Here is a 21675-nt window from a genome sequence, read left to right as displayed (position 1 = left end):
AGGTCACCCGGGTGACCTGTACGTCTGACACCTCAGGGGTCAAGGGGTGAGGGACTCCAGGGCCGTCGCCGCCGCGTCGTCGATCACCAGGGTGTTGGCTACCCCGCCGTTGACCGCCGCCACCAGGCCCGGTGCGACGGCGGCGCCGTAGCCGATGGCGATCACCTGCGGCGTGGCGACGAGCTGTTCGAGCGTCACGCCCACCACGCGCTCGTCGAGGCTGGTGCGGACGGGGCGGCCCGCGGCGTCGAACAGGCGGCCCGAGCACTCGGCGATCGCGCCGGCCGCGGTGGCCGCCTGCTGCTCCTCGGTGCTGATCTGCGGGAACACCGTGGACGTCCGCTCGGACCAGTGGCCGATCGCGACGACCGCGACGTCCAGGTGATCGGCCCGCGCCAGCGCGTCGGCGATCTCCGGCTGCCTGCGCATGCCCGCGGCGGTGGCGGCGTCGGCCACGAGGAGCGGTGACCAGACCGGCCACGTCCGCACGCCGGGCATCTGGGCGAACGCGCTGATGAGCGCCAGCGAGTTGCCGCTGCCCTCGACGGGCAGCGCCCCGACCAGCTGGACGACGTCGCACTGCGGCAGCCGGCCGATGTGCCGCACCGCCGCCTCGACCGTGCGCGACCACGAGACGCCGACCGTCGCGCCCTCGGTGATGTGCTCGCGCGCGGTGCGGGCGAGCTCCACCGCGACGTTCTCGCGAGTGGTGGCGGTGTCCGCGCCGCTGGCGGCGATGAGGACCTCGCGGAGCCCGAGGCGGGCGGCGAGGCGGGCGCCGCGTTCGCCGTCGGCCCGGGGTGGCGTGATCTCTATGCGGACCACTCCTTCGTTCCGGGCCTGCGCGAGCAGGCGCGCCACCTGGAAGCGGGAGATGCCGTGGTGGCGCGCGATCTCCACCTTCGACTTGCCGTCGAGGTAGTAGTCGGTGCTCACCTCGACCATGAGGTTCGAGATGAGGTTCGAATTGGGCTGGGTCACCTGCGTCCTCACTCCCGCAGGCGTCAGCGGGAACATTCGAGCGACTGTTGAGGGGAGGTCTTGCTCACCTGAGCATACCGAACTACGCTGCGGATACAGATGAGCAGATCATATTCTCAAATGAGCGCGGCATGGATACCGTGCCGAACAATGGACGAGGAGAGGACGAGGATGTTCCGACCTCCGAGGGGTACTTCGGTGAGAGCAACGCTGACGGCCGCCACGGCCGTCGTCGCGCTGGCCCTGACCGGCTGCGCCGGGGCGGGCGCCGTAGGCGGCGGTGACGGCGAGCAGATCGTCGTGGCCATCGTGTCCAACCCGCAGATGCAGGACGCGATCTCGCTGCAGGACGAGTTCCGTGCCGCCCACCCGGGCGTGGACGTGCGGTTCGTGTCGCTGCCCGAGAACGAGGCCCGCGCCAAGATCACGGCCTCGGTCGCCACCGGCGGCGGCGAGTTCGACGTCGTCATGATCTCCAACTACGAGACGCCCATGTGGGCCGAGAACGGCTGGATCGAGAACCTGCAGCCGTACGTCGATGCCACCGAGGGGTACGACGCCGAGGACTTCGTCCCGAGCGTCCGTGAGGCCCTCTCGTACGAGGGCGACATGTACTCCGTGCCGTTCTACGGGGAGTCGTCGTTCCTGGCCTACCGCACCGACCTGTTCGAGCAGGCGGGGCTGGAGATGCCGGCGAACCCGACGTGGGACGAGGTGCGCGAGCTGGCCGCGGAGCTGAACGCTCCCGAGGAGGACTTCTCGGGCATCTGCCTGCGCGGCCTGGCCGGCTGGGGCGAGGTCATGGCCCCGATGAGCACCGCGATCAACACGTTCGGCGGGGGCTGGTTCGACGAGGGCTGGAACGCCACCATCGACTCGCCCGAGAGCCGCGAGGCCATCGAGACCTACATCGACACGCTGCGCACCTCCGGCCAGCCGGGCGCCGCGACGTCGGGCTTCGGCGACTGCCTCACCCGCTTCGCCCAGGGGCAGTCGGCCATGTGGTACGACGCGACCTCGATGGTCTCCTCGGTCGAGGACCCCGCGTCGTCGACGGTGGCGGGCAAGGTGGGCTACGCCCCCGCACCCGTCGCCGAGACCGAGTCGGCGGGCTGGCTCTACAGCTGGTCGCTGGCGATCCCGTCGACGAGCGAGCACAAGGACGCCGCCTGGGACTTCGTGTCCTGGATGACGGACAAGGAGTACATCAAGCTGGTCGGCGACGAGATCGGCTGGGAGCGGGTGCCCCCGGGCAGCCGGCTGTCCACCTACGAGCTCCCCCAGTACGCGGAGGTCTCCGAGGCCTACGCGGAGGCGACGCTCGACTCGATGAACGGGGCGACGCAGGAGGGCGCGATGACCCACGAGGTGCCGTACCCCGGCATCCAGTTCGTCGGGATCCCCGAGTTCCAGGACCTCGGCACGCGCGTCGGCCAGCAGATGTCCGCCGCGATCGCCGGGCAGATCACCGTGGACGAGGCCATCGCGCAGTCCCAGCGGTACGCCGAGACGGTGGCGGAGACCTACCAGGCAGAGGAGGGGCGATGAGCACCTCGACCATCGACCGGCTCGAAGGATCGCGCCGGGCGGCGCGCAGCGCGGCGTCGTCGCGACCGGTCAGCCGCGCGGAGGCGTGGCGCCGTCGTGGCCCGCTGCTGCCCGCGCTGATCTTCACGGTCATCGTCACGCAGCTGCCGTTCCTGCTGACCATCTGGTACTCGCTGCACTCGCGGAACCTGCTGCGGCCCGAGTCCGACCTGTTCGTGGGCCTGTCCAACTACGTCGACATCGCCGTCGACTCGACGTTCCGCCAGACCGCCTGGAACTCCGTGGTCATCACCCTCGGCTGCGTGCTGGTGGCAATGGTCCTCGGGATCGTGCTCGCCCTGCTGCTGGACCGTCCGTTCCTCGGCCGCGGCGTCGCCCGCACCATGCTCATCACGCCGTTCCTGGTGATGCCGGTGGCGACCTCGGTGCTGTGGTCGATCGCGCTGCTCAACCCGACGTACGGCCTGTTCAACTGGACCCTCGGCCTGTTCGGCGTCGAGGCGGTCGACTGGACGTCGACCTACCCCGTGATCGCGATCCTGATGGCCCTGGTGTGGCAGTGGACGCCGTTCATGATGCTGCTCGTGCTCGCCGGCCTGCAGGCCCAGCCGAAGGACGTGCTCGAGGCGGCGTCCGTCGACGGCGCCGGCACATGGCTCACGTTCCGGTTGATCACGCTGCCGCACCTGCGCCGGTACATCGAGCTGGGCGTGCTGCTGGGGATCATCTACGTGGTCAACACGTTCGACCAGATCTACCTGATGACGGCGGGCGGCCCCGGTACGGCCAGCGCCAACCTGCCGTTCTACATCTACCAGCGTGCGTTCCTCGGGTTCGACGTCGGGCAGGCCGCCGCCATGGGCGTCGTCGTCGTGATCGCCACGATCATCGTGGCCTCCGCCGCGCTGCGCCTGATCTTCCGCAGCTTCGAAGTGAAGGAGTGACCATGTCTGTCGCTACTCCCGTGGCCACCTCGCGCACGACCGACGCCCGGCGCGGCACGAACCGCCGCGTCTCCGGTGGCTTCCTGACCACCTTCACCTGGCTGCTCGCCATCGGGTTCTTCTTCCCGGTCGCCTGGATGGCCATGACGGCGTTCAAGCAGGAGAACCAGGCCGCCTCCGACCCGCCGACGTGGTTCTTCACGCCGACCCTCGACCAGTTCCGGGCAGTGCTCGAGAGCGGCTCGATGGTCTACGTGGGCAACTCGGTGATCGCCACCGGCGTCTCGACGGTCCTGGTGCTGTTGCTCGGCGTGCCGGCGGCGTACGCGCTCTCGATCCGGCCGGTGCAGAAGGTCAGCGACGTGCTGTTCTTCTTCATCTCCACCAAGATGCTGCCGGTGGTGGCCGTGATCGTGCCCATCTACGTGATCGCCGGCCAGCTCAAGGTGCTCGACAACATCTGGACCCTCGTGGTGCTGTACACCGCGATGAACCTGCCGATCGCGGTGTGGATGATGCGGTCGTTCTTCATCGAGGTGCCCGGTGAGGTGCTCGAGGCGGCGTCGATAGACGGCGCGGGGCTGATGCGCACCATGCGGTCCGTGCTGCTGCCGATGGTGGCGCCCGGCATCGCGGCGACGGCGCTCATCTGCGTGATCTTCGCCTGGAACGAGTTCTTCTTCGCCCTCAACCTGACGGCGTCCCAGGCGGCCACCGTGCCGGTGCTCATCGTGTCGACCATGACGAGCGAGGGCCTGTTCCTCGCCCGGCTCAGCGCGGCGGCCCTCCTGGCGTCGCTCCCCGTGATCCTGGCGGGCTGGATCGCCCAGAAGCAGCTGGTCCGCGGCCTGTCGATGGGCGCGATCAAGTAGGTCGGGGGCGGCCGAGGTGGTCGATGAGCGCGTCCAGGACCGCCTCCAGGTGCACCGTGCTCCCGGTCGCCCGCAGCACCTGGACCCCACCCTGGATCCCGGCCACGAAGGCCGCGGCAGCCCGGTCGGGGTCCAGGTCCGCCCTGACCTCGCCCTTCTCCTGCATGACGACGACGCCCCGCCGCACCCGCTCCTGCCACTGGCCCAGCAGCTCCGTGACGACCTCTGTCGCACCCGGCGTGCTCGACACCTGGTCCATGAGCGCGCCGAGCGGGCACAGCCGGCCCTGCGCGCGGTACCGGGCGAGGACGGCGTCGCGCCAGGCGGACCACGACTCCCACGTGTCGAGGCGACTGAGGTGGGGCTCCTGGTCGGTGAGCACGCGGTCCGCCTCGTGCTGCGCGACGGCGAGCAGGAGCTGCTCCTTGCCGTCCGGGAAGTAGTGGAAGAGCTGGCCCTTGCTGGTCCGGGTCACTGCGCGCACGTCGTCCAGCGTCACCGCGCCCGCGTCGTTGCCACGCAGGTACGCGGCGGCCCCCTCGATGATGCGCTGCCGGGTCGCCTGACCCTTCGGGGTGAGCTTCACGAAGCGACGGTAGGACCAAAGTTCTGGACTTGCTAGTCCAAAAATGGGTTCCTAACGTCGCAGGCATGACACAGGCAACCAAGAAAGCACGCGCGGGAGACAGGCTCCAGGACCGGACCGCCCTCGTCACCGGGTCCACCAGCAACATCGGACGAGCGATCGCGGAGGCGCTCGCGGCCGAGGGGGTGCACGTCGTCGTCTCCGGGCGGAGCGCGGAGCGTGGGCAGGAGGTGGTGGCCGGGATTCGCGTACGAGGTGGCAAGGCGGACTTCGTCGCCGCTGACCTGGACGGCAGCCCCGAGGCAAGCCACGCCCTCGCGGCCACAGCGGCCGAGGTGCTGGGCGGGCGGATCGACATCCTGGTGAACAACGCGGGCATCTACTCGCCCGTCGTGCCGCTCGCCGACACCGATTCCGAGACGTTCGACCGCTACTACGCGGTCAACGTCAAGGCGCCCTACTTCCTGGTCCAGGCCGTCGCCCCGCGCATGGTGGCCGACGGCGGCGGCGCGATCGTCAACCTCGGTTCGTGGGTCGCCAGGCTCGGAACTCCGGTGGGCGGCCTCTACGCCTCGACCAAGGGCGCGCTCGAGACGCTCACCCGGGCCTGGGCCGCCGACCTGGGCCCGCAGGGAGTACGCGTCAACGCGGTCTCGCCGGGCGTCATCCGTCCGCCGGAGCTGGACCCGGCCGTCGACTTCGCGGGTGCGATGACCCGCGGGACACCCGCCGGAGCAGCCGGCCACCCTGCCGCCATCGGTGCCGCGGTGGTCTACCTGGCCTCGGACGACGCGCGGTTCGTGCACGGCACGGTGCTCGACGTCGACGGCGGCCGTACCGGGGTGGCGGTCCTGGCCGGATGACCATGCACCTGCTGCCAGGATCGATCTGATTCTGGCAGCAACTGCATGGTCATCCTGGCGGTCACCAACAGGTCGGTCCCGCTCCACGTGGGCCGACGGCGAACCGTCCTGGTGGCTCAACCTGCAGGTGCACGCCGCGCAGGGCAGCGAGCGCGAACGCCTCACAGGGTCGCCGTCGCGACCGGATCCTCCTGCCCGTCGAGAGTGATCTCGATGCGGTCCACCTCGGTCAGCGGTACCGACGACGACGCACCCAGGTCCGTCGCCGTGCCGCCCGACCACGACCAGGTCCCCGCCACGGTGCGCGCTCCGTCCTGGCCGACCAGCACCAGCTCGTACTTGATCGGCTCCGGCGGCGTGTAGTCGCCGTCCGCCTGCTGGCCGGGCTCAGGCGGGTAGTCGCAGCTCCACTCGAGGCTCGTACCCCAGTCGGTGGGTGTGACGACCAGCTCGGCGCGCATCCTGGCGTCGCCCACCGGGCGCAGCTCGATGGTGCGTGCACCGGCCACCACTGTCGCCGACGGCGGCGCCGTGGACACACCGTCCGGCGATCCGAACAGGCCGTTCCCGGCGAGCGTCGAACCACCGACCGCCCCGGCGACCACCAGGGCCGCCGCCGCGACCGCCAGCAGCGACCGGCGTCGGGTGCGGGACCTGCGGGCCGCGCCCGCGAGGCTCGTGAGCGAGACCACTGGCGCGAGCGCGGGGTCGACGTCGTACGGGGCCGGCCCGCCGCCGTCGGACAGACCTGCCGTGGGTACCTCGGCGACGAGCGCCTCCGCGTGCCCCGCCGTCAGCGTGCTGAGCAGGCCTGGCATGCCGGCGAGCTCGGCGACGGCTGCGCGGCACGCGGCGCACTCTGCCAGGTGCCGCTCGTAGGTGCGCCGGTCGCTCGGGCTCAGGGCACCGAGCACGTACGCCGCGTCCCACTCGGCGTACTGGTCGCCGCCGTGTCCTCCCTCTGCCGGGATCATGAGGTAACTCCTTTCTCCTGCAGGGCCAGGCGCAGCGCGCGGAGCCCGTAGTGCAGACGCGACTTCACGGTGCCGGGCGCGATGCCCAGCTCGGTCGCGAGCTCGGCCACCGAGCGGCCGCCGTAGTAGGCGCCCACGACGACCGCTCGGTGCGCCGGCGAGAGTGACACGAGCGCGTCGGCGACGAGCCACGAGTCGAGCACGGCCTGGGTGGTGTCCCGTTCCTCGCGGTCCGGAACGTGACCCGTGGCCCGCTCGCGGGTGCGCCGGGCGCTGCGGAGGTGGTCGACGGTGAGGTTGCGCGCGACCGTGAACAGCCACGCGCGCACCGACTCCTCGGACCGTTCGAGCACCTCGGGGTGCCGCCACGCGCGCAGCAGGGTCTCCTGCACGACGTCGCGGGCCTCTTCCTCGTCGCCCGTGCGGCGCACGACGTACCGGTACAGCGCACCGGCGTGCGTGTCGTGCACCGCGGCGAGGAGCTGGTCCTCGGCACCCGCGGGCGGGTCACCTGTGGTCACGATCCCGTCGCCTCCGGGTGTCGGTTACTGTCCGGGCTGCAGCTGCAGCGAGAACTCGATGCTGCCCTCATCCTCCACCGTCACGAACCCGAGTGACGGGGCCTCGACGTCGAAGTCGGCGAACGTGATCGGGATGCTGCCGATGACCTGCACGGGGTCGCCGCTGGTCGCGTCTCCCGCGACCTCCGCCTCGAACGTGGCCGGCTGCGTGACGCCGTGGACCGTGAGGTCGCCCGTGAGCTCGACCGCGGTGGCGCCCTCTTCGATGGTCGCCGGCTCGGTCAGCACGAAGGTGGCCGTGGGGAACTCGCCGACCTCCAGCGCGTTGTCCCGGAAGTACCCGTCGCGGTTGGCTTCGTCGGTCGCCACGGTCGCCATGTCCACCTCGATGTTCGCCTCGGTGATGGAGCCGTCGGCCACCGTCACCGCGCCGGTCACGTCCTCGGTGCGCCCCGTGACGGTCACGTCCTCACCCTGCAGCACCTCGTCGAGACGGTACCCGGCGAACGACCCGTCGCTGACGGTCCACGTGCCGGCAGCCGACTCGGCGTCGGGCAGCGGGACCGCCGACTGCTCGAGGGCGGGTGCGTCCGCCGCGGCCTCGTTCGCCCAGTCCGCGTACAGGCCCGGCCCGAAGATCGCCGCCGCCCCTCCGACGACGACTACCGCCGCACCGACACCGACCGCAACCTTTGTCCCTCTGCGCACGTCCGCACCTCTCGTTCGCAGGCCGACCCGTTGCCGGCCTCTTCCCCTCACTACGGGTGAAAGGCGGGATCGGTTCAATCGGGTTCGAAACTGGGGTCGGTCGGGTGCGTCGGTCAGAGCGAGACCTCGTCGTGGCGGGCGATGCCGAACGTGCCGCGCGGGTACCGGAGACCGGAGAAGTACATGTTGGTATGGGCGACGATCTGCTCGCCGGTGATCTTCACGCCGTCCCAGTCGGTGTCCCTGGTGGTGTGCCCGTCGCTCACGAGCGTCACGTCGTAGCCGAGCGCGGCGGCACGCTGGGTCGTGGTCCGCACGCAGAAGTCGGACTGCGCGCCGACGACGACCAGGCGGGTGGCGTCGAGCGACTCCAGCACTTCGGCCAGCTCGGTCTCGGCGAACGCGTCGCGGTACGCCTTGTGGACGAGGGCCTCGCCAGGCTGCGGGGTCAGGCCGTCGGCGAGGGCCCAGCCCGGAGTGCCTCGTTCGAGGCCGGTCTCGTGGTGCTGGACCCAGACGACTGCCGTACCCGCGCCCCGGGCGCGCTCGACGAGGGCCAGGGAACGGGCGACGACGCCGTCGGCGTCGAAGCAGCCGCGGACGACGTCGACCTGCAGGTCGATGACGAGGACGACAGTGGTCACAGGTACTGGGCCTTTCTGGAGGGGCCGGTTTGGCCCGTGCACGAACATCTGCTCCCCGAAGTGTGCCGAACCACCTGCGGAAAGGCCGACCCGAATAAAATGGTCGGATGCGGATCGGGAGCGTTGAGGACCTGTTCGACGAGCTGGACCGGCTGGTGGCCGAGAGCCGCCGAGGGGACGTGACGAAGGACGCCGCCGACTACTGGACCGCCATGCTCACCCGCGAGGGACATCCGCTCAACTCCCGCCTCCCGGACGAACCGCTCGTCGACTGGCACGGCCGCGGTCTGCTCGGCGATCTCGAAGGCGCCCGGGTGCTCGACGTCGGCTGCGGCAACGGGCGCAACGGTGCGTGGCTCGCGGAGCGGGGCGCCGTCGTCGTCGGGGTGGACCTGGCCGCACCCCTGCTCGACGCCGTCCGGCCCGACCTCCCGGCGTCGATGACCGTGACCGCCCTCGACGTGCTGCGCGACCCGCTGCCGGCCGGGCCGTTCGACGTCGTCTACGACTCCGGATGCTTCCACCACCTGGCGCCGCACCGGCGCATCACCTACCGCGAGCGGATCCTGCCGCTGCTCGCCCCTGGTGGACGCTACGCGGTGGTGGCGTTCGCCCAGGAGAGCCAGCCGAGCCCGCCCGACCGCGAGGTGCTGACGAGCGGCGACCTCGGCGGCGGGATGTCGTTCCTGCTCGAGGACCTGGAGCGGATCTTCGCGCCGCTGCGCCCCGTCGAGGTGCGCCGGGTGCGCGACGACGTCCCGGGAACCTTCGGGGCACAGTTCCTGAACGCGGGGCTGTTCAGGGCATGACGGCGGCCGACGTCGGCGCCGCCTGACGGTCCGGCCTACGCGGCCGGCTCCGCGTACAGCCGTTCCCGGAGCTCGACGAGCTGCTCGGCCGACTCCTCCGGGCTGATCCCGTCCGTGTAGACCGTGGCGGCAGCGACCTCGGCGGCCAGGGGGTCGGCCACCCACTCAGCGATCCAGTCGTGGCCCTCGATGATCCAGTCCTTCCCGCGGCTCGCTATCGCACGCTCGCGCAGCACCGCCACGGAACGCATCGGGTCGGGGCTGGGCAGCAGATGGACGACGTCGGGGACCGGCGCCAGCGCCCGGCGCACCTGATCGGCGTACTCGGACCTGGTGAAGCTGGTGTAGCCGGCGCCGAAGGCGAGGACCGCGCCCGGGTGGTCCGGCACCGCGCGTTCCACCGCGTGCGCGCGGGCAGGCTCCCACTCGCGTTCCGCGGCCACCCAGCCGACCGCCTCGTCCCGTTCGAGGAGCCGGTCCAGGTCCCAGCCGACCTCCGCGCAATAGGACCAGGCGATGTCGTCGATGTCGACGAACGGGTGCCCGAGCCGCTCTGCGACAAGAGCGCCGAGCGTGGACTTCCCGGCCGCGAGCGGGCCTACGAGGATCATGGACGGCGCTCCTGGTGAACGGGCGAGATGTCGCTCATTATTGCCCACCCTGCGGAGGTAGGCGGTAGCCGCTGTTCGCCGGCCGAGGGAGACCATAAGGTCCGAACATGCTTCGAACCCGATCAGTCGTCAGGGGAGTGGTGGCGCTCGCGGCGATCGCCGTGGTGGCTCTGGCGGTTCCGCCGTTGTCGCTGGCTCTCGACGAGAGCGCCATGCCCCCGGCGTCATCTCTCCCTGCGCTGCCCGAGGGCGCGCGGGTGACCGGCGAGGACATGGGCTGCGCCTCGGGAGGGTGCTGGCGGGAGCTGACGGTCGACGCTCCGCCCGGGATGTCGGACGAGCAGCTGAAGGCCGAGGTGCTGCCCGACGGCTACGAGTGCGCTTTCCAAGGCGTGCTGGACCTTCGGCGGGTGTGTGCCGGGGTTATCGAAGCGGAGTCGAAGTCAGTGCAGTTCTTCGTGCAGTACGAGCGGTGGGTCCACTAGGCGGATTTCGCGACGGGGGCCTGCGGCCCTGACTCGTAGGGAATCGAAAGTCAGGGCTGGCGGCTCCGCCATGATCCGCCCGGCGTTTCAACGGCGGGCGTTACGCGGGTGGTTCTTCGCGGTGCGCTCGTTGCCGCGCCGGTAGTTGCCGGTCCAACGGGCCATGACTTCCTGCGGATCACTCAGCTCGACCTCGGCGAGGAACGCCGCCGCCCGGCTGCCGCGCACGGTCGTCGCGGCGCGGCCCCGGTGCGTGATGAGGACAGAGCCGTCCGGGTGGAGCGTGTAGTCGAAGCCTGTAGGAGCAGCCATGTCCGGAATTGTGACATTCCCTCGCATGCGTGTGGCACGGAGTTTGGAGTGCGGCGTCTTCTAGTCGACGTCGAAAAAGGTCTCCGGTCTCCCGAGGAACCTCTTCCAGAGGGCGACCGACTCCAGGTCTCCCCATGTGCGCTCGGCGATGCCGTGCTCCGTCATCTCGAGGATCTGTGCTCCGGGCAGCGCCGCGATCATCGGCGAGTGCGTCGCGTAGATGACCTGCGTCGCGTGCTCGTCCGCGACGTCCTGCAGTCGATACATCAGCTGGAGGGTAGAGGCGAACGACAGCGGCCCCTCGGCCTCGTCCAGGAGGTAGAGGCCCGGCCCGTCGAACCGCCCGAGGACCGCCTGGAGATAGGACTCACCGTGGCTGACCTCCCAGGACGGCTTGTCGCCGTACCCGGGCATCCCAGCGCCGGTCATGTACTCGAGCATCCCGAACGCGGTCTCGGCCCGCAGGTAGAAGCCCTTCGCGTTGCGGTGGGTCATCCCCGAACCCGCACGGGTGCGATCCAGCATGATCGCCTCGCCCAGCGGGCTCATCTCCATCGCGCTGGCGTACTTCCGGCCGCCGTGCCCGCCCCGGACGTCGAGCCCGTATCCCTCGGCGATCGCCTCCAGCAGGGTGGACTTGCCGCTGCCGTTGGCACCCACGAGGACCACGATGTTGCTGTGCAGGCGGACTCCCTGCGCCGCCAGGTCACCGATCGCGGGTACGTTCCACGGCCATGCGCCCTCCTCGACGGCGGCGGGTTTGACGCGAACTCGCTCGATCAGCACGGAGTCAGCCTCACGAGAACTTGCTCGCCTCCAGCAGCACGTCGACCAACCGCTCGGCAGCGTCCGGGCGCCCGTGCTCGCGGGCGGCGTGGGCCATCCGCTCGCGCCGTCCGGCGTCGGAGAGCAGCGACCTGAGTGCCGCCCGGAGGTCCCGCTCGTGGACCTCGCCCTCCAGGGTGATGGCTGCACCGAGGTCCTGGAGCCGGTGGGCGTTGTGCGACTGCTCGTTCCCGGCCGCCGAAGCGAACGGGATCAGGACCGAAGGCTTGCCGAGCGCGGTCAGCTCCGCGATGGTGCCGGCTCCGCTCCGGGAGACGACGACGTCGGCGAGGGCGAGCACGTCCGGCAGCTCGGCGCCGACGAATCCCATGACGCGGTAGCGGGCGGCCTGCTCGGCGGGGAGGGTGGCGGTGCGCTCGAACATGTCCTGGAGGTTGTTCGGTCCGCACTGGTGGATCACGTTCGCGTGCTGGAGGAGCCAGGGCAGCGCCTCGGTGACGACCGTGTTGATCTGGACCGCTCCCTGCGCCCCGCCCGTCACGTACAGGACCGGTAGGTCCGGGTCGAACGAGTCCAGGCCCAGCGCGTCGACGGCCTTGAGCGGCTCCCCGGCCAGCACCTCGGCGCGGACCGGGTTGCCGGTCACGACGGCCCGCTCGCGCACCCCCTCGGGCAGCAGCTCAAGGGTGGACGGCGAGGACACGGCCACCCGGGTGGCCCGCTTGGCCAGCAGCCGGTTGGCGAGTCCGAGCCGCACGGTCTGCTCGTGCACCACGAGCGGACGGCGGAGCAGGCCCGCCGCGAGCCCGATCGGGACCGCGACATAACCGCCGGTGGACAGGATCACGTCCGGCTTGAACTCGGCCACGATGGACCGGGCCTGCGCGACGCCGAGCGGGACGCGCGCCATGTCCTTCATGTTGGCCGCCGTCAGCATGCCCAGCGGGTTGCTCGCCCGGCGGATCTTGCCGGTGGCGACCGTCGTGAAGCGGATGCCCTCGGACGCGGTGACCTTGGCTTCCAGGCCGTCCGCGGTGCCGGCCCAGAGGACGCTGACCGCCGTGTCCGACTCCGCGAGCCTGGCCTGCAGGGCACGGAGCGTGGTCAGCGCCGGATAGGTGTGTCCGCCGGTCCCTCCACCGGTGACGAGTAGTCGGAACTCGCGCGGGTGTGAACTCACGTAACTCTCCCAGGACGGCGTGGGTGGGGGCGCGGGTCAACTGTAGGCGATTTGTGACGGTCCGAGCGTTCGCTGCTGTGGTCCGCCCGGCATCGGCTGAAGGCGGGTGCGCTGCTCTGAGCAGAAGCGCCGCCGTCCGCCGAGGGCTCAGCCCTACGCTCAGGTATGACCCAAACCGCTCCGCCCCAGCGCCCCGGGCGCGACGGGGTGCCCGAAGGGCCAGGTGCGCCGTCGACGCCGACGAGACGAGAGCCGCTGCTGCGGCACATGCTCGGTGAACGCCTGCGACATCTTCGTCATCTGCGCGGTGAGACGCTGGACCAGACCGCCCGCCGCGCCGGGATCTCGCCGCAGTACCTCTCCGAGATCGAGCGTGGGGTCAAGGAGCCGTCGAGCGAGATGATCGCCGCCATCACGGGTGCGTTGGACGTCACGCTCGTCGACCTGGTCGCCGCCGTCGCCGACCGCCTGGTCGTCGTCCGCGACAGCACGCGACAGCCGACCTGCCAGGCGGCGTTCGCGCTCGCGGCGTGATGCCCGGGCCCGCCGGGCCCGGGCACCGCTGCTACATCACCGCCGGCGGATCATCGCTGGTCGATCACCTGGTCCAGGAGGCCGTACTCGCGCGCGGCGGCGGCCGTGAAGATGCGGTCGCGGTCGGTGTCGGCGCGGAGCGTCTCGACGCTCTGACCCGTGTGCTTCGAGAGCGCGACCTCCATGTCCGCGCGGATACGGACCACCTCGTCGGCCTGCAGGATCAGGTCCGGTATCGCGCCGCGGCCCTGCGCCGCGGGCTGGTGCAGGATGACCCGGGCGTGGGGGAGCGCCGCCCGCCGTCCCTCCGCCCCGGCGGCGAGGAGGACGGCGCCGACGGCGACCGCCTGGCCCACGCACGTGGTCGCCACCTTGGGCCGGATGTAGCGCATGGTGTCGTAGATGGCCATCCCGGCGCTCGGGTCGCCGCCCTCGCAGTTGACGTACAGCTGGATCTCGCTGTCCGGGTTGCTCGACTCCAGGTGGATGAGCTGGGCGATCAGGGCGTTGGCGACGCCGGCGTCGACGGCGGTGCCGAGGTAGATGATCCGCTCGGAGAGCAGCTGGGAGTAGACGTCCATGATCCGCTCGCCCCGGGGGTGCGACGCGATGACGTTCGGGATGGTGTAGCTGCTCATCGTGCGTCTCCCTCGGCTGCCGCGGTGAATCCGGTTCGCTGACGATCACGTGGCCTGATGCCCTCGAAGCCCTGCACGATCGTGTCGATGAAGCCGAAGTCGAGAGCCTCCTCGGCCGTGTACCAGTGGTCGTGGAGCGAGTCGTCGAAGATCCGCTCGACCGGCTGGCCGGTGTCCTCGGAGATCAGCCGCAGCACGGTGTCGCGGGTGTGCCGCAGGTCGTCCGCCTGCAGCTCGATGTCGACGGCGGTGCCCGCGATGCCCGCGGAGCCCTGGTGCATCAGCACCCGTGAGTTCGGCAGCGCACGGCGCTTTCCCTGGGTGCCCGCCGAGAGCAGGAACTGTCCCGCGCTGTAGGCGATGCCCAGCACGAGCGTGGAGACGTCGTTGGGGATGGTTCGCATGATGTCGCGGATCGCCAGCATCGCCGGTACCGATCCGCCCGGGGAGTGGATCCACAGGTCGATGTCGGTGGCCGGGTCCTCCGTGGCCAGCGCTATCAGCTGTGTCATCAGGAGCGTGCCGTTGTCGTCGTCCAACGGTCCGTCCAGGACGAGGACGCGTCGCTCGTACAGCTCGCGTCGTGAGCTCTCGCCGAACATCGGCGGCTTCGGTGCATCGGTCATGCCCTCACCGTGCACTCCGCGACGGGCTCCGCGGGGGCGGATCTGCCGAGAGCAGCCCTGCTCTCAGCAGCGATGGTCAGCGCAGCGCTGCTCAGCGCTGCTCAGCGCAGCGGGATCAGATCCAGCCGCGTTCCTCCGCGAGGAGCACCGCCTGCTGCCGGGAGTCCACCGCGAGCTTGCCCAGCACGGCCGAGATGTGGTTCCGCACGGTGCCGGGCGCGAGGGAGAGGGTGCGGGCGATCTGGCCGGTCGTCTCGCCGCGCCGGCCGGCGCGCAGGACGTCGAGCTCGCGGTCGGTCAGCGGTGAGCGCTCGTCGCTGAGCGCGTCCGCGGCGATCTCCGGGTCGACGTAGCGCCCACCGGCCGCGACGCGGCGGATCACTGCCGCCACCTCGTCCGCGGAGCGGGACTTCGGCAGGAATCCGGCGGCTCCCGAGGCCAGCGCCCGCCGCAGGACGCCGGGCCGGGCGTGGCGGGTGACGATGACGCACCGGGTCGCCAGCGTGCGGTTGAGGCGTTCGGTGACCTGCACGCCGTCCAGGTGGGGCATCTCCAGGTCGAGCAGGCAGACGTCCGGCCGCACGCGTTCCGCGGTGGCGACCGCCTCGGCGCCGTCGGCGCACTCCGCGACGACCTCGATGTCCGGTTCCAGGCGGAGCAGGGCGGCCAGCGCGGAGCGGATCATGCCCTCGTCGTCGGCGAGCAGCACACGGATCATCCGGCAACCTTCTTCTCGTTCTCGGCAGTGCTTTCGGCGGGGGTATCGGCACGGGCATTCGCACGGACATCCGCAGGGTCTTCGGCGGAAACCGTGACGACCACGGTGAACGTGTGGTCCTCGCGGTGCACCTCGAGGGTTCCGTCGGCCTCGGCCGCCCGGCGCGCTATCCCGTCCAGCCCTGCACCGTCGCCGTTCTCGGGGGCGTCGGTGGTGATGTCGTTGGCGATCTCGTAGCGCCACGACCCGTCCGTACGGGTCAGGGACAGGCTCGCCCACTTGCCGCCGCCGTGGCGCAGCACGTTCGTCGTCGTCTCGCGGATGACCGGCCCGAGCGCGGACGCCGGTGCCAACGACGCGTCAGGGGCCACCGTGGCCTCGACCCTGGTACCCGCCGCCCGCAGCAGGTCGACGGCGTTGGCCAGCTCGTCGCTCAGGGGCACGGACCGGAAGCGGGTGGCGAGGTCGCGGGTGCCCTGCCGGGCGTCGTCGACGCTGGCGCGGGCGGCGCGCAGCTGTTCCATGCCCGCGTCCGGGTCGCGGGGCATGAGCCGTTCGGCGAGCTCGAGCTGCAGGGCGATGACCTGGAGGTGGTGGCCCTGCAGGTCGTGCACGTCGGTGGCCAGGCGGAGCCGTTCCTGGGTCGCGGCGAGCTTCGCCTCCGAGGTGCGGGCCCGGTCGAGCGCGACCAGCACGTCCCACCACCACAGCGACGAGACGGTGACGGCCGGGAGCATGACGGCGAAGACGCTCAGCTGGAACCCGCTCGCGCTCATGCTCTCCCCGGAGGCAAGGCGGAAGTCGATCACCGCCAGTGCGACGAGCAGAGCGGTCGCGGCCAGCACCATGCGCAGGCGCACCCCAGGTGGCCAGTTCAGCAGCATGAGTACCTGGATCAGCGGCAGGACGCCTGCCACCCACTGCCCGGTGATGAGCCCCGCCACGAGCCCGAAGACCGTGGCGGCCAGGAACGGCGCGAGGTGGTGTCGCCAGATCACGAGCGCTGGAGCGGTCGTGCGGCGGCGGTACTCGAACAGCGGCAGCAACGTCGCGAGCCACCACAGCAACGCGGTGACACCGGCGGTGGCGCGCGCGACGTTGCCCGCGTCCGCTTCGACGACGGCGGCCACCGCGAACACGACGATCGCCAGCTCGAAGAACACGACGCTGGAAGAGACATACCACCAGGTGACGCTGATGCTCCGGGTGAGCCGCAGTGCGCTGCGGGCTTCCACTGCCGCCGATACGGCGGCCGCGGACTCTGGCTGGCTGCTCATCCGGCCAGGTTACGGCCATGACACATGTCATGGATGCCGTGTGCGAAGGACCCGGGAAGCGGTGACAGCCAGGCACTTCTGGGCTGCGCTCCCAACCTGTGGACTGGGGTCAGTACCGGGGGACACCCCGAAGCCCGCACCGACAGGAGCACACCATGAGCCTCATCGAAACCCTCCAGGACCTCGTCGCACAGGTGCCCGAGCTGCTTCAGCCGGTCATCGTCGCGGCCGCCGGAGCGATCCCCTTCATCGAGGGTGAGGGCGGCGTCGCGATCGGCATCATCGGCGGCATCAACCCCGTCGTCGCCGCCATTGCGGCGGCCCTCGGCAACTTCCTCTGCGTGGCCGCACTCGTGCTGCTCAGCTCCGGTGCCCGCAACGCCGTCGTGACGCGGCAACGGGCGAAGGTCGCCGCACGTGCCGGAGCGTCGGCCGATGGCGAGACCATCCTGATGACCGCGCCCGCCGAGGACGGCTCGCGGAGCGCCACGCGCAAGGCCAAGTTCCAGCGCGCCTACGAGCGCTACGGCGTCCCCGGCGTGAGCCTCCTCGGCCCGCTCCTGCTGCCCACCCACTTCACGGCCACCATGCTCGCAGCCTCCGGCATCGGCAAGACCCGCATCCTGATCTGGCAGGCGCTCGCGATCGTCGCCTGGACCACGCTCACGGCGCTCATCATCAGCGGCGTCATCAACGCCGTCGGCTGAGCACCCAGTCAGTGGTTCGTCGCCGAGCGGGGCTGACGGTTCACTCGCAGCCCTATCCGATTCGTCCGAGCTGATCCGATAGCATCCCCGTGTCCTCAGGCCCTCCAGGGCCAGGTCAGAGAGGTTCAAGACGTGGAGATCTCACGACGGGGCATGCTGTCCGCGGCCCTGCTGACGCCGGTCCCGCTGATGCACGAACGGCCGGCCGCAGCGACCGAGCTGACCAACGCACCAGTGGCCGGGTCGGAAGCTGCCGCCCAGAGCGAGCATGTCGTCAACGTCCGCGACCACGGTGCCGTAGGCGACGGCGTCACGAACGACACCGGCGCAATAAGGGCAGCAATCGCCGCCGTCGGCAGCGGTGGGATCGTCTACGTCCCTGCTGGCGAGTACCTGTGCGGAGGGCTAGTGATCACCTCCGGGGTCACGCTGCGCGGCGACGGCCAGGGCAAGACCACGCTGTTGATGGCCAACACCACCGGCGGGCTGCTGATCGCCGGACAGCCCATACCCAAGACCCACACCACGGTGTTGTCCGCTGACGCGGCGCCGGAGTCAGAGACGCTCGCCGTCGCGTCGAGTGCGGACATATCCGCCGGCGACTGGCTGCTGCTGACCGATAGCACGGTCTACGACACCAACTATGCGTCGCGTATCGCGGGCGAGATGGTTCAGGTCGCATCGGTGGAGCCTGCCGGCACGATAAAGCTGGTGAAACCAGTGATCGGCGTTCCGGCGCCCGCCGGTGGTTGGCAGGCGTATGCGACGTCGTCGTCGGCAAGAGTGACACGACTGCCGATGCAGAAGGACATCGTGGTCGAGTCGTTGACCATGCGATGGGCCAGGCCCACAGAGGGCAAGAACCATGGCATCTCGATGGTGTGCGCGACGAACAGCCTGGTGCGTGACGTTGAGTTCGTCGGGTTCGATGGTGCCGGGCTGTCCTTGAACACGTGCCACAACGTGCGTGTACGCGACTGCTTCATGCACGACCTCACGGACGACGGAGAGAATGGCCGCTACGGATACGGCGTGAATCTGGGGGGAGCCGTCCAGAACAGCACCATCAGCGGTTGCCATTTCGAAAGAGTGCGTCACGCCGTCACCACGAACGGCCACGACATCGGCGGCATTCCTCGGTTCATCACGATCAGCGACTGCCACGCGTACGACACGACGAACGCGTCGTTCGACACCCACGGCGCCGGCGAGTACATCACGTTCTCGGACTGCTCGGCGTTTCGCAACTGGTCCTACTCCTTCAGCACCCGCGCTCGTTACACCGTGTTCCGCGGGTGCCGCTCGGTGATGTCGAAGCTCGAGGGCTTCAACATCTCGTCCGGTGGAACGATGGGGCGCGAATGTGTGGTCGACTCGTGCACCGTTGAACGGGCCGGGCGGTACGGAATTCTCGTGCGTGAAGGTCACAAGAACGCCCGCATCGTCAACAGCGCGATCGACTCACCGGCATCTCATGGGGTCCGTGGGACATACGGAAGCGACGGTCTGCGGGTAGAGAACTGCCGGCTCACTGACTGTGGCCGGGCGGGAGAGGAGGCGTTCGGTATCAAGTGGGGTGGCACGGAAGTTCCTACTGCAGGTTTTGTCGTGCTGGGTTGCACCTTCTCGAATCCTTCCGGGCACGACTTCCGCGTGGCGGTCGAGGTCGGCGCGCCGATCAGGTCGGGTGTTGTCGGGGACAACCGAGGGTGGGGCCTTCGCGGATCGACGTACATCCAGCTCGGAGGGAAGGCCGCCGTGCACGGAAACTGGTTCGTCAACTCAGCCAACGTGGTGGTGCCGGTGCCATGAGCCTCACCGCGCCCCCAGTCTCCGGCTGACCTCCTGTGCCGCGTGAGCTGCCCGCTCCGCGAGACCGGCCCGCCCGGCGTCGTCGTAGGCCTCCGAGCGGAACGTCACCGCCAGCCCTGCCACGGGCCGTCCCGTGTGGTCCACCACCGCGGCCGCGACGGACGCGAAACCGACGGACACCTCGCCGTCCTCCACGGCGAAGCCGCGGGCGCGGGCCTCCCGCAGCACCGTCCGTAGCTCCCGCAGCGTGCGCGGGCCGGCACCGGTCAGGTCGGTGAACGACCCCGGCGTCGGGTACAGCGCCCGCACCTGCGCCGGGGGCAGCAGCGCGAGCACGGCCCGTCCGCTGGCGGTGAGGTGGCTCGGGAGGTGGACGTCGACGTCGGTCACCAGGGGTGGGCGGCCTGCCGCCCGCTGCTCCACCAGGTAGAGGACCTCCCGGCCGTTGAGCACCGCGAGGTGCCCGTTCTCGCCGGCGGCCTCCACCAGGCGGGCCACCACGGGAGCGGCCAGGCGCGTGAGCGGCGCCTGCCGGCTGTACGCGCTGCCCAGGCCGAGGGCGGCCACGCCCAGGCCGTAGCGGCGCTCGTCGGGGAAATGCCGCACGAAGCCCTCGTCCCGCAGCACGGACAGCAGGTGGTAGACGCTGGAGCGGGGCACCCCGATGCCGTGCGCGATGGCGCCCGCGGGCACCGGCCCTGTCTGCGCCGCGAGAAAGCTGAGCAGGCGGGCCGTCGTGCGGGCGGCGGGAACCGTGCTGCTGCCGGCCACTGTTTCCTCCCCGTGAACTGTCTGGTATCCCAGACCCTATCGCCGCTCCAGCCCGCGCCACGGGGCTCGCGGCGGGGTTCTATGAGCGCATGAGCACCCTGCACCACGAGGGGCCGACGCCGACCACCCATGCGGCGGCTGCCCCCGACCTGCCCGAGCACGTCGTCCTCGACGGCACGCCGCTGACCGTCGACCAGGTGGTCGCCGTCGCCCGCCACGGCGCGTCCGTCGAGATCCACGAGACAGCGCTGGCGCGGATGGCGACCAGTCGCGCTGTCATCGACGACCTGGCGCACGACACCGTGCCGCACTACGGCGTCTCCACCGGCTTCGGGGCGCTGGCCCGCCGGCACATCCCCACTCAGATGCGCGCCCAGCTCCAGCTCAGCCTGGTGCGGTCGCACGCGGCCGGGTCAGGGCCCGAGGTCGAGACCGAGGTGGTGCGGGCGCTGCAGCTCCTGCGGCTCGCCACGCTGGTCACCGGTCATACGGGGGCGCGGCCCGTGACGGCGCGGACCTACGCCGCGATGCTCAACGCCGGGATCACGCCGGTGGTGCACGAGTACGGGTCGCTCGGGTGCTCGGGGGACCTCGCGCCGCTCGCGCACGTCGCGCTTGCCGCGATGGGGGAGGGACGGGTGCGGGTGGTCCCGACAGGCTCGACCAACGGGACCGTCGAAGCCGCCGAGGCGCTTGCCGCGGCCGGGATCGCGCCCCTCGCGCTTGCCGAGAAGGAGGGCCTCGCCCTCATCAACGGCACCGACGGGATGCTCGGCATGCTCTGCCTCGCACTCCACGACCTGCGGCGTCTCCTCACGACGGCGGACGTCGCCGCCGGGCTCAGCGTCGAGGCCCTCCTCGGGTCGGACGCACCGTTCGCCGAGGACCTGGTCGGTATGCGCCCGCACCCGGGCCAGGCGGCGTCGGCGTCGAACCTGCGCCGGATCCTGGCGGGATCGCCGGTCATGGCGAGCCACCGCGAGCTGGACGACGCCGGAAACCCCGCGTGCACCCGCGTCCAGGACGCCTATTCCCTGCGCTGCGCGCCCCAGGTGCACGGCGCCGCCCGCGACACCCTGGAGCACGCCGCCACGGTCGCGGGCCGGGAGCTGGCCTCCGCGATCGACAACCCGGTGGTCACGGCCGACGGGCGCGTCGAGTCGAACGGCAACTTCCACGGGGCGCCCGTCGCCTACGTGCTGGACTTCCTCGCCATCGCGGCCGCGGACCTCGCGAGCATGAGCGAGCGGCGCACGGACCGGTTCCTCGACGTGTCCCGCTCCGAGGGGCTCCCCGCGTTCCTCGCGCACGATCCCGGCGTCGACTCCGGGCACATGATCGCCCAGTACACGGCCGCCGGGATCGTCTCGGAGATGAAGCGCCTGGCCGCACCGGCGAGCGTGGACTCGATCCCGAGCTCCGCGATGCAGGAGGACCACGTGTCCATGGGCTGGTCGGGTGCGCGCAAGCTCCGCCGCTCCGTCGACGGGCTCACCCGCGTGCTGGCCGTCGAGGTGCTGACGGCCACGCGCGCCCTCGACTTCCGTGCGGAGGCTCCCGCGGCGGGCACGGGCGCGGTGCACGACGTCGTCCGCGCCGTCGTGCCCGGTCCCGGACCGGACCGCTACCTGGCCCCGGAGATCGAGCACGTGGTCCAGCTCGTGGCGACCGGCCAGATCACGGCGGCAGCCGCGTCCGCCGTCGGACAGCTCGACTGACGCCTCGACCGACAGCCCGACCGGCAGTCCGACCGACACCGAACTGGAGC

The 21675-nt window shown here is 70.8% G+C and carries 25 protein-coding genes; 10 read left to right on the top strand and 15 right to left on the bottom strand.

Going from position 1 to position 21675, the window contains the following annotated elements:
* Positions 1-39 precede the first annotated feature (39 nt).
* Positions 40-981 (bottom strand): sugar-binding transcriptional regulator, encoded by a 942-nt coding sequence (locus tag ACQEVI_RS05190; protein WP_432895391.1) that lies wholly within the window; start codon positions 979-981, stop codon positions 40-42.
* Between the two features lie 171 nt (positions 982-1152).
* On the opposite strand from ACQEVI_RS05190, the gene ACQEVI_RS05185 reads away from it, so the two are divergent.
* From ACQEVI_RS05185 to ACQEVI_RS05175, 3 genes are read left to right on the top strand one after another with little or no spacing between them, the layout of a single operon-like run.
* Positions 1153-2529 (top strand): ABC transporter substrate-binding protein, encoded by a 1377-nt coding sequence (locus tag ACQEVI_RS05185; protein WP_432895389.1) that lies wholly within the window; start codon positions 1153-1155, stop codon positions 2527-2529.
* Positions 2526-3473: a carbohydrate ABC transporter permease gene (locus tag ACQEVI_RS05180; protein WP_432895387.1), complete on the top strand. Its 948-nt coding sequence runs from the start codon at positions 2526-2528 to the stop codon at positions 3471-3473. Before ACQEVI_RS05185 ends, ACQEVI_RS05180 begins: the two co-directional genes overlap by 4 nt.
* Positions 3474-3475: 2 nt before the next feature.
* Positions 3476-4345, top strand: a complete 870-nt coding sequence (locus ACQEVI_RS05175; RefSeq protein WP_432895385.1) for a carbohydrate ABC transporter permease — start codon at positions 3476-3478, stop codon at positions 4343-4345.
* On the opposite strand, the gene ACQEVI_RS05170 is transcribed toward ACQEVI_RS05175, so the two are convergent.
* The gene (locus ACQEVI_RS05170) at positions 4338-4931 is read right to left on the bottom strand and encodes a TetR/AcrR family transcriptional regulator (RefSeq protein WP_432895383.1); all 594 of its coding nucleotides are present in this window, start codon (positions 4929-4931) and stop codon (positions 4338-4340) included. The two genes, ACQEVI_RS05175 and ACQEVI_RS05170, sit on opposite strands and share 8 nt — an antisense overlap.
* Before the next feature lie 65 nt (positions 4932-4996).
* Between ACQEVI_RS05170 and ACQEVI_RS05165 the strand changes: the two genes are divergently transcribed.
* On the top strand, positions 4997-5794 hold the full coding sequence (locus tag ACQEVI_RS05165) for an SDR family NAD(P)-dependent oxidoreductase (RefSeq protein ID WP_432895381.1): 798 nt from the start codon (positions 4997-4999) through the stop codon (positions 5792-5794).
* Between the two features lie 161 nt (positions 5795-5955).
* On the opposite strand, the gene ACQEVI_RS05160 is transcribed toward ACQEVI_RS05165, so the two are convergent.
* The 4 genes from ACQEVI_RS05160 to ACQEVI_RS05145 form a co-directional block, all read right to left on the bottom strand.
* On the bottom strand, positions 5956-6768 hold the full coding sequence (locus ACQEVI_RS05160) for an anti-sigma factor family protein (RefSeq protein ID WP_432895379.1): 813 nt from the start codon (positions 6766-6768) through the stop codon (positions 5956-5958).
* Complete coding sequence (locus ACQEVI_RS05155) at positions 6765-7289, bottom strand: sigma-70 family RNA polymerase sigma factor (protein ID WP_116676422.1); 525 nt, start codon at positions 7287-7289, stop codon at positions 6765-6767. The genes ACQEVI_RS05160 and ACQEVI_RS05155 overlap by 4 nt, the downstream gene beginning before the upstream one ends.
* Before the next feature lie 24 nt (positions 7290-7313).
* Positions 7314-7997 carry a YceI family protein gene (locus ACQEVI_RS05150; protein ID WP_432895376.1) on the bottom strand — a complete coding sequence of 228 codons (684 nt, stop codon included), beginning with the start codon at positions 7995-7997 and terminating at the stop codon, positions 7314-7316.
* 113 nt (positions 7998-8110) lie between these two features.
* A complete protein-coding gene (locus tag ACQEVI_RS05145; protein WP_432895374.1) occupies positions 8111-8641 on the bottom strand; it encodes an isochorismatase family protein in 531 nt (176 codons plus the stop codon).
* Between the two features lie 107 nt (positions 8642-8748).
* Here ACQEVI_RS05145 and ACQEVI_RS05140 point away from each other — a divergent pair, with 107 nt between their 5' ends.
* Positions 8749-9450: a class I SAM-dependent methyltransferase gene (locus ACQEVI_RS05140; protein ID WP_432895372.1), complete on the top strand. Its 702-nt coding sequence runs from the start codon at positions 8749-8751 to the stop codon at positions 9448-9450.
* Between the two features lie 35 nt (positions 9451-9485).
* Here ACQEVI_RS05140 and ACQEVI_RS05135 read toward each other — a convergent pair whose 3' ends face one another.
* Positions 9486-10061, bottom strand: coding sequence for a shikimate kinase (locus ACQEVI_RS05135; RefSeq protein ID WP_432895370.1), 576 nt, complete (start codon positions 10059-10061; stop codon positions 9486-9488).
* A 107-nt stretch (positions 10062-10168) separates the two neighbouring features.
* On the opposite strand from ACQEVI_RS05135, the gene ACQEVI_RS05130 reads away from it, so the two are divergent.
* A complete protein-coding gene (locus ACQEVI_RS05130; protein ID WP_432895368.1) occupies positions 10169-10546 on the top strand; it encodes a hypothetical protein in 378 nt (125 codons plus the stop codon).
* An 87-nt stretch (positions 10547-10633) separates the two neighbouring features.
* On the opposite strand, the gene ACQEVI_RS05125 is transcribed toward ACQEVI_RS05130, so the two are convergent.
* Genes ACQEVI_RS05125 through ACQEVI_RS05115 form a run of 3 tightly spaced genes read right to left on the bottom strand, consistent with a single transcriptional unit; the run spans position 10634 to position 12824 of the window.
* Entirely contained in the window at positions 10634-10858 is a 225-nt protein-coding gene (locus tag ACQEVI_RS05125; protein ID WP_432895366.1) for a hypothetical protein, read from the bottom strand.
* A gap of 60 nt (positions 10859-10918) precedes the next feature.
* Complete coding sequence (locus ACQEVI_RS05120) at positions 10919-11644, bottom strand: ATP-binding cassette domain-containing protein (RefSeq protein WP_432895364.1); 726 nt, start codon at positions 11642-11644, stop codon at positions 10919-10921.
* A 10-nt stretch (positions 11645-11654) separates the two neighbouring features.
* Positions 11655-12824, bottom strand: coding sequence for a UDP-N-acetylglucosamine--N-acetylmuramyl-(pentapeptide) pyrophosphoryl-undecaprenol N-acetylglucosamine transferase (locus ACQEVI_RS05115; RefSeq protein ID WP_432895362.1), 1170 nt, complete (start codon positions 12822-12824; stop codon positions 11655-11657).
* A 165-nt stretch (positions 12825-12989) separates the two neighbouring features.
* On the opposite strand from ACQEVI_RS05115, the gene ACQEVI_RS05110 reads away from it, so the two are divergent.
* Positions 12990-13358 carry a helix-turn-helix domain-containing protein gene (locus tag ACQEVI_RS05110; protein ID WP_432895360.1) on the top strand — a complete coding sequence of 123 codons (369 nt, stop codon included), beginning with the start codon at positions 12990-12992 and terminating at the stop codon, positions 13356-13358.
* 50 nt (positions 13359-13408) lie between these two features.
* Here the strand turns inward: ACQEVI_RS05110 and ACQEVI_RS05105 are convergent, their stop codons facing one another.
* From ACQEVI_RS05105 to ACQEVI_RS05090, 4 genes are all read right to left on the bottom strand, one after another.
* Positions 13409-13996, bottom strand: coding sequence for a ClpP family protease (locus ACQEVI_RS05105; RefSeq protein WP_432895358.1), 588 nt, complete (start codon positions 13994-13996; stop codon positions 13409-13411).
* Positions 13993-14622: a ClpP family protease gene (locus tag ACQEVI_RS05100; protein WP_432895356.1), complete on the bottom strand. Its 630-nt coding sequence runs from the start codon at positions 14620-14622 to the stop codon at positions 13993-13995. Before ACQEVI_RS05100 ends, ACQEVI_RS05105 begins: the two co-directional genes overlap by 4 nt.
* A gap of 115 nt (positions 14623-14737) precedes the next feature.
* Complete coding sequence (locus ACQEVI_RS05095; RefSeq protein WP_432895354.1) at positions 14738-15340, bottom strand: response regulator; 603 nt, start codon at positions 15338-15340, stop codon at positions 14738-14740.
* Positions 15337-16617 carry a sensor histidine kinase gene (locus tag ACQEVI_RS05090; RefSeq protein ID WP_432895352.1) on the bottom strand — a complete coding sequence of 427 codons (1281 nt, stop codon included), beginning with the start codon at positions 16615-16617 and terminating at the stop codon, positions 15337-15339. Before ACQEVI_RS05090 ends, ACQEVI_RS05095 begins: the two co-directional genes overlap by 4 nt.
* 155 nt (positions 16618-16772) lie before the next feature.
* On the opposite strand from ACQEVI_RS05090, the gene ACQEVI_RS05085 reads away from it, so the two are divergent.
* Positions 16773-17324: a small multidrug efflux protein gene (locus ACQEVI_RS05085; RefSeq protein ID WP_432895350.1), complete on the top strand. Its 552-nt coding sequence runs from the start codon at positions 16773-16775 to the stop codon at positions 17322-17324.
* Between the two features lie 132 nt (positions 17325-17456).
* Positions 17457-19136, top strand: a complete 1680-nt coding sequence (locus tag ACQEVI_RS05080; protein WP_432895348.1) for a glycosyl hydrolase family 28-related protein — start codon at positions 17457-17459, stop codon at positions 19134-19136.
* Positions 19137-19139: 3 nt separating this feature from the next.
* Here ACQEVI_RS05080 and ACQEVI_RS05075 read toward each other — a convergent pair whose 3' ends face one another.
* Positions 19140-19907, bottom strand: coding sequence for an IclR family transcriptional regulator (locus ACQEVI_RS05075; protein WP_432895346.1), 768 nt, complete (start codon positions 19905-19907; stop codon positions 19140-19142).
* A gap of 89 nt (positions 19908-19996) precedes the next feature.
* On the opposite strand from ACQEVI_RS05075, the gene hutH reads away from it, so the two are divergent.
* A complete protein-coding gene (gene hutH / locus ACQEVI_RS05070; RefSeq protein ID WP_432895344.1) occupies positions 19997-21625 on the top strand; it encodes a histidine ammonia-lyase in 1629 nt (542 codons plus the stop codon).
* Positions 21626-21675: the final 50 nt, after the last annotated feature.

Source organism: Promicromonospora sp. CA-289599, from assembly GCF_050936155.1.
In the GTDB taxonomy this organism is placed as follows: Bacteria; Actinomycetota; Actinomycetes; order Actinomycetales; family Cellulomonadaceae; genus Promicromonospora.
Note: the sequence above shows the minus strand (reverse complement) of the source record. Positions and strands in the feature narration are given on the sequence as shown.

Coding starts and splice junctions, on each gene's coding strand:
- ACQEVI_RS05185 (WP_432895389.1), top strand. CDS start 1,153: ATGTTCCGACCTCCGAGGGGTACTTCGGTGAGAGCAACGCTGACGGCC.
- ACQEVI_RS05180 (WP_432895387.1), top strand. CDS start 2,526: ATGAGCACCTCGACCATCGACCGGCTCGAAGGATCGCGCCGGGCGGCG.
- ACQEVI_RS05175 (WP_432895385.1), top strand. CDS start 3,476: ATGTCTGTCGCTACTCCCGTGGCCACCTCGCGCACGACCGACGCCCGG.
- ACQEVI_RS05165 (WP_432895381.1), top strand. CDS start 4,997: ATGACACAGGCAACCAAGAAAGCACGCGCGGGAGACAGGCTCCAGGAC.
- ACQEVI_RS05160 (WP_432895379.1), bottom strand. CDS start 6,768: ATGATCCCGGCAGAGGGAGGACACGGCGGCGACCAGTACGCCGAGTGG.
- ACQEVI_RS05140 (WP_432895372.1), top strand. CDS start 8,749: ATGCGGATCGGGAGCGTTGAGGACCTGTTCGACGAGCTGGACCGGCTG.
- ACQEVI_RS05135 (WP_432895370.1), bottom strand. CDS start 10,061: ATGATCCTCGTAGGCCCGCTCGCGGCCGGGAAGTCCACGCTCGGCGCT.
- ACQEVI_RS05130 (WP_432895368.1), top strand. CDS start 10,169: ATGCTTCGAACCCGATCAGTCGTCAGGGGAGTGGTGGCGCTCGCGGCG.
- ACQEVI_RS05125 (WP_432895366.1), bottom strand. CDS start 10,858: ATGGCTGCTCCTACAGGCTTCGACTACACGCTCCACCCGGACGGCTCT.
- ACQEVI_RS05110 (WP_432895360.1), top strand. CDS start 12,990: ATGACCCAAACCGCTCCGCCCCAGCGCCCCGGGCGCGACGGGGTGCCC.
- ACQEVI_RS05105 (WP_432895358.1), bottom strand. CDS start 13,996: ATGAGCAGCTACACCATCCCGAACGTCATCGCGTCGCACCCCCGGGGC.
- ACQEVI_RS05100 (WP_432895356.1), bottom strand. CDS start 14,622: ATGACCGATGCACCGAAGCCGCCGATGTTCGGCGAGAGCTCACGACGC.
- ACQEVI_RS05095 (WP_432895354.1), bottom strand. CDS start 15,340: ATGATCCGTGTGCTGCTCGCCGACGACGAGGGCATGATCCGCTCCGCG.
- ACQEVI_RS05090 (WP_432895352.1), bottom strand. CDS start 16,617: ATGAGCAGCCAGCCAGAGTCCGCGGCCGCCGTATCGGCGGCAGTGGAA.
- ACQEVI_RS05085 (WP_432895350.1), top strand. CDS start 16,773: ATGAGCCTCATCGAAACCCTCCAGGACCTCGTCGCACAGGTGCCCGAG.
- hutH (WP_432895344.1), top strand. CDS start 19,997: ATGAGCACCCTGCACCACGAGGGGCCGACGCCGACCACCCATGCGGCG.